Genomic DNA, 4,212 nt, shown 5'->3' on the forward strand with positions numbered 1-4,212 from the left:
GGCCGGAGCCGTCGGCTCCGGCCCGACACGCCCGTCGTCAGTCCTCCGGCGGGAACACCGGCTCGCCCGTGGCGGCCAGGGTGATCAGGATGGCCTCCACCGGGCAGCCTTCCGCGGCCGTGAGGGCGGGTTCGTTGGCGTCCGTCTGCGGGGTGCGGGGGTGGGACTGGCGGGCGGAGTCGAGGGTGAAGGCGTCCGGGGCGTGGTTCACGCACATGCCCGAGCCGATGCAGACGCCCCGGTCCACCTCGATCTGCCAGCGGTCGCCCATCACGAGCCCGCCGGCAGGTGGATCATCTTGTGCTCCAGGTACTCACTCAGGCCCTCGGGGCCGAACTCGCGTCCCACGCCGCTGTTCTTGTAGCCGCCGAAGGGGCCGAGCATGTCCAGGCTGAAGGTGTTGACGTTGAAGGTGCCGGTGCGCACGCCGCGGGCGAAGTCGATGCCGTGGTCCACGTCGGCGGTCCAGACGCTGCCGCTGAGGCCGAACTCCGAGTCGTTCGCGATGCGGGAGGCCTCCGCCTCGTCGCCGTAGGGGATCAGGCAGACCACCGGGCCGAAGATCTCCTCGCGGGCGATCCGCATCGCGTTGTCGACGTCGCCGAAGAGGGTGGGTTCGACGTACCAGCCGCGCTCCAGGCCCGCCGGGCGGCCGCCGCCGGTGAGGAGCTTGGCGCCCTCCTCCTGGCCGATGCGGATGTAGTCGAGGGAGCGCTGCTGCTGGCGCCGGGCGACGAGCGGGCCCAGCTGGGTCGCCGGGTCGAGGGGGTCGCCGACGACGAGGGCTCCGGCGGCCGCCGCGAGCGCTTCGGCGATCTCCTCGTAGCGGCTGCGCGGGGCGAGGATCCGGGTCTGGGCCACGCAGGCCTGGCCGTTGTTCATCCAGGCGGCGGGGACGATCCCGGCGACGGCGGCCGCCACGTCGGCGTCGGGCAGGATCACGGCGGCGGACTTGCCGCCGAGTTCGAGGGTGACCCGGGTCAGGTTGCGGGCGGCGACCTCCATGACCCGCCTGCCGGCCGCGACCGAGCCGGTGAAGGCGACCTTGTCGATGCCGGGGTGGCCGACGAGGTACTCGCTGACCTCGCGGTCGGCCGGCAGGACCGACAGCACGCCCTCGGGCAGCCCGGCCTCCCGGGCGATGTCGGCCAGGATGAAGGAGTCCAGCGGGGCCTCGGGCGAGGGCTTGAGGATGACGGAGGAGCCGGTGAGCAGGGCGGGCGCGAGCTTGGCGGCGGCCACGAACTGCGGCACGTTCCACGGGATGACGGCGGCGACGACCCCGACCGGCTCGCGGCGCACGAGGATCGGGCCGAGGGCGCCCTGGCGGCGTTCCTCGTACGGGTGGTCGCGGGCGACGGTGATGGCGGCGTCGTAGACCATCATCGCGCCGAGGGCCTGGGCGAGGACGCTCCAGGAGTACGGGGAGCCGTTCTGGGAGCTGATGGAGCGGGCTATCTCCTCGTGCCGGACGGTGATGGCGTCCTTGATGCGGGTGACGACGGCGATGCGCTCGTCCAGGGTCAGGCGGGGCCAGGGGCCCTCGTCGAAGGCCCTGCGGGCGGCGGCGACGGCCCGGTCGACGTCGGCCTCGCAGGCGTGCGGGACGCTGCCGATGACCTGCTCGGTGTGGGGGGAGACGACGCGGATGGTGTCCGAGCCCAGCGGATCGGTCCATTCCCCGCCGATGAACAGTTGTCCGTGTTCCACGAGCTCGGTCATGTCCGATGCCTCCAGGGGCTGCGCACGCTCTCACCGATGTCGCAGAACTGATACCAGTTCTAGTTCCAGGAGTCCACGGTCCGGACGGGGGCGACGAAAGATCCGATGACCGGTCAGGACTGTTGGTGGATGGTCTACTTGGGCTACTACTGGAACGCGTTCTCGTCAGAGCGGACCGAGCCGGCCAGGGAGCCCCCATGTCAGAGGTCATGTCACAGGTCACCGACCACGGCGGGGGTGTGTGGGGCATCCGGGTCCCCATCCCCGACAACCCCCTCGGACACACCCTCGTCCACGTCCTCGACACGGACGCCGGGCCCGTCCTCGTCGACACCGGCTGGGACGACCCCGACTCCTGGGACGCCCTCACCGCCGGGCTCGGCGCGCTCGGCATCGCCGTCGCCGACGTGCACGGGGTGGTCATCACCCACCACCACCCCGACCACCACGGCCTGTCCGGGAAGGTCCGCGAGGCCTCCGGGGCGTGGATCGCCATGCACGCCGCCGACACCGAGGTCGTCCTGCGGACCCGCTCCGCCGACCCGGGCCACTGGTTCGACTACATGGGCGAGAAGCTCGCCGCCGCCGGAGCCCCCGAGGAGCACCTCGCACCGCTGCGGGCGCTGCGCGAGAGCGGCCGGGCCCGGACCCTGCCCGGGCTGCGGGCCGCCGTCCCCGACCGCGAGATCGTCCCCGGGGAGCTGCTGGCGCTGCCCGGGCGCCGGCTGCGCGCGATCTGGACCCCCGGGCACACCCCCGGCCACGTCTGCCTGCACCTGGAGGAGGCCCACCCCGCGAACCTGCCCGGCAACGGCCGGCTCTTCTCCGGCGACCACCTGCTGCCCGGGATCTCCCCGCACATCGGCCTGTACGAGGCCCCGGAGGACACCCGGGCCACCGACCCCCTGGGCGACTACCTCGACTCCCTCGAACGCGTCGGCCGCCTGAAGCCCGCCGAAGTGCTCCCGGCCCACCAGCACGCCTTCACCGACGCCCCCGCCCGCGTCCGGGAGCTCCTCACCCACCACGAGGAGCGGCTGGACGGGCTGTGGCGGCTGCTGGCGGCCGAGCCGCTGACCCCGTGGGCGCTGGCGGAACGGATGGAGTGGAACCGGCCCTGGGAGCGGATCCCCTACGGCTCGCGGAACATCGCCGTCTCCGAAGCGGAAGCCCACCTGCGGCGGCTGGTGAAGCAGGGCCGGGCCGAGGCGGTCCCCGGCACCGAGCCGGTGGCGTACCGGGCGGTCTGAGCGGCGCCGGCCGGGGGCGTACCGGGCGGTCTGAGCGGCGCCGGCCGGGGGCGTACCGGGCGGTCCGAGCCGCGCCGGCCGGGGGCGTACCGGGCGGTCTGAGCCGCGCCGGCCGGGGGTGCGCGGGGCCGGCGCCCCCGGGCCCGCGGGGCGGGGGCCGGTAGAGTGAGGCCGTCGTCCACACTTCCGTACGGGGGGAAGCCGGTGCGAATCCGGCGCTGACCCGCAACCGTGACCCGACCCGCAGCGTGCGGGGCGGGGAGCCGGAATGCCCCGTAGCGGAGGTGCGCGGCTCGTGCCGCCGGAGCCCCGGCGGCCGGCACCGTCGAGGTAAACGGAGCCGGAGCCCGGTGCCCGCGCGTGCCCGTCTCCCGCTCCCCGCACGAGAGGCACCCGCCCCGCCATGAACGTCCGCCGCAGCGCAGCCGCGCTCGCCGCCTCCGCCGTGCTCTGCGTGGGCGCCGCCCCCGCGGCCCTCGCCGACACCCCGGCTCCGTCCGCGCCGCCGGTCGTCCCCTCGGGCCTCTTCGGCAAGGCCGACCCCTCCTACGACGGGGTGTGGCGCCAGTCCTTCGCGCTGCTCGCCCAGCAGACCGTCGGCGAGAAGCCCGCCCCGCAGGCCGTCGACTGGCTGACCGGCCAGCAGTGCGCGAACGGCGGCTTCGCCTCGTTCCGCGCCGACGCCACGAAGGCCTGTGACGCGACGACCGTCCTCGACACCAACGCCACCGCCGTGGCCGTCCAGGCCCTCAAGGCCCTCGGCGGCAAGGACGCGCAGGTCAAAAAGGCCGTGGACTGGCTGAAGTCCGTCCAGAACGAGGACGGCGGCTGGGCCTACGCGCCCGGTTCCCCCAGCGAGGGCAGCTCCACCTCGATCGTGACCAGCGCGCTGGCGGTGGCCGGCGAGAAGCCCGCCGACGTGAAGTCGAAGGCCGGCAAGTCCGCCTACGACGGCCTGCTCTCCTTCCAGCTGGGCTGCTCCGCCGAGCCGGCCTCCGACCGGGGCGCCTTCGGCTACCAGCCGGCCGACGGCAAGCTCGCCGCCAACGCCGACGCCACGGCCGCCGCCGTCCTGGCGGGCCTGGGCAAGGGCACCCTCGTCGAGCCCGCCACCACGGACACCGCCGCCGCCCCGCTGGCCTGCCCGGCGGGCGCCGCCGACCCGGCCGGCGCCGCCCAGGCCGCGGCCGGCTCCCTGGCGGAGGCCCTGAAGAAGGACGGCCACCTGACGGCCGTCTCC

4 protein-coding genes and 1 riboswitch are annotated in these 4,212 nt (G+C 74.6%); of the genes, 2 read left to right on the forward strand and 2 right to left on the reverse strand.

Annotation, left to right across the window (positions count from 1 at the left end):
• Positions 1-37: 37 nt before the first annotated feature.
• Together ACFVXK_RS37350 and ACFVXK_RS37355 are read right to left on the reverse strand one after the other, a co-directional pair.
• Positions 38-271, reverse strand: a complete 234-nt coding sequence (locus tag ACFVXK_RS37350; RefSeq protein WP_389621454.1) for a ferredoxin — start codon at positions 269-271, stop codon at positions 38-40.
• Positions 271-1,722 (reverse strand): aldehyde dehydrogenase, encoded by a 1,452-nt coding sequence (locus tag ACFVXK_RS37355; RefSeq protein WP_389621457.1) that lies wholly within the window; start codon positions 1,720-1,722, stop codon positions 271-273. Before ACFVXK_RS37355 ends, ACFVXK_RS37350 begins: the two co-directional genes overlap by 1 nt.
• A 209-nt stretch (positions 1,723-1,931) precedes the next feature.
• Between ACFVXK_RS37355 and ACFVXK_RS37360 the strand changes: the two genes are divergently transcribed.
• Positions 1,932-2,972 carry an MBL fold metallo-hydrolase gene (locus ACFVXK_RS37360; protein WP_389621463.1) on the forward strand — a complete coding sequence of 347 codons (1,041 nt, stop codon included), beginning with the start codon at positions 1,932-1,934 and terminating at the stop codon, positions 2,970-2,972.
• Between the two features lie 194 nt (positions 2,973-3,166).
• Positions 3,167-3,246, forward strand: a riboswitch (cobalamin riboswitch).
• Positions 3,247-3,375: 129 nt separating this feature from the next.
• On the forward strand, positions 3,376-4,212 hold an 837-nt coding region (locus ACFVXK_RS37365; RefSeq protein WP_389621460.1), incomplete at its 3' end, for a prenyltransferase/squalene oxidase repeat-containing protein.

Source organism: Streptomyces sp. NPDC058157, from assembly GCF_042884105.1.
Classification (GTDB): domain Bacteria; phylum Actinomycetota; class Actinomycetes; order Streptomycetales; family Streptomycetaceae; genus Streptomyces.

Coding starts and splice junctions, on each gene's coding strand:
- ACFVXK_RS37350 (WP_389621454.1), bottom strand. CDS start 271: ATGGGCGACCGCTGGCAGATCGAGGTGGACCGGGGCGTCTGCATCGGC.
- ACFVXK_RS37355 (WP_389621457.1), bottom strand. CDS start 1,722: ATGACCGAGCTCGTGGAACACGGACAACTGTTCATCGGCGGGGAATGG.
- ACFVXK_RS37360 (WP_389621463.1), top strand. CDS start 1,932: ATGTCACAGGTCACCGACCACGGCGGGGGTGTGTGGGGCATCCGGGTC.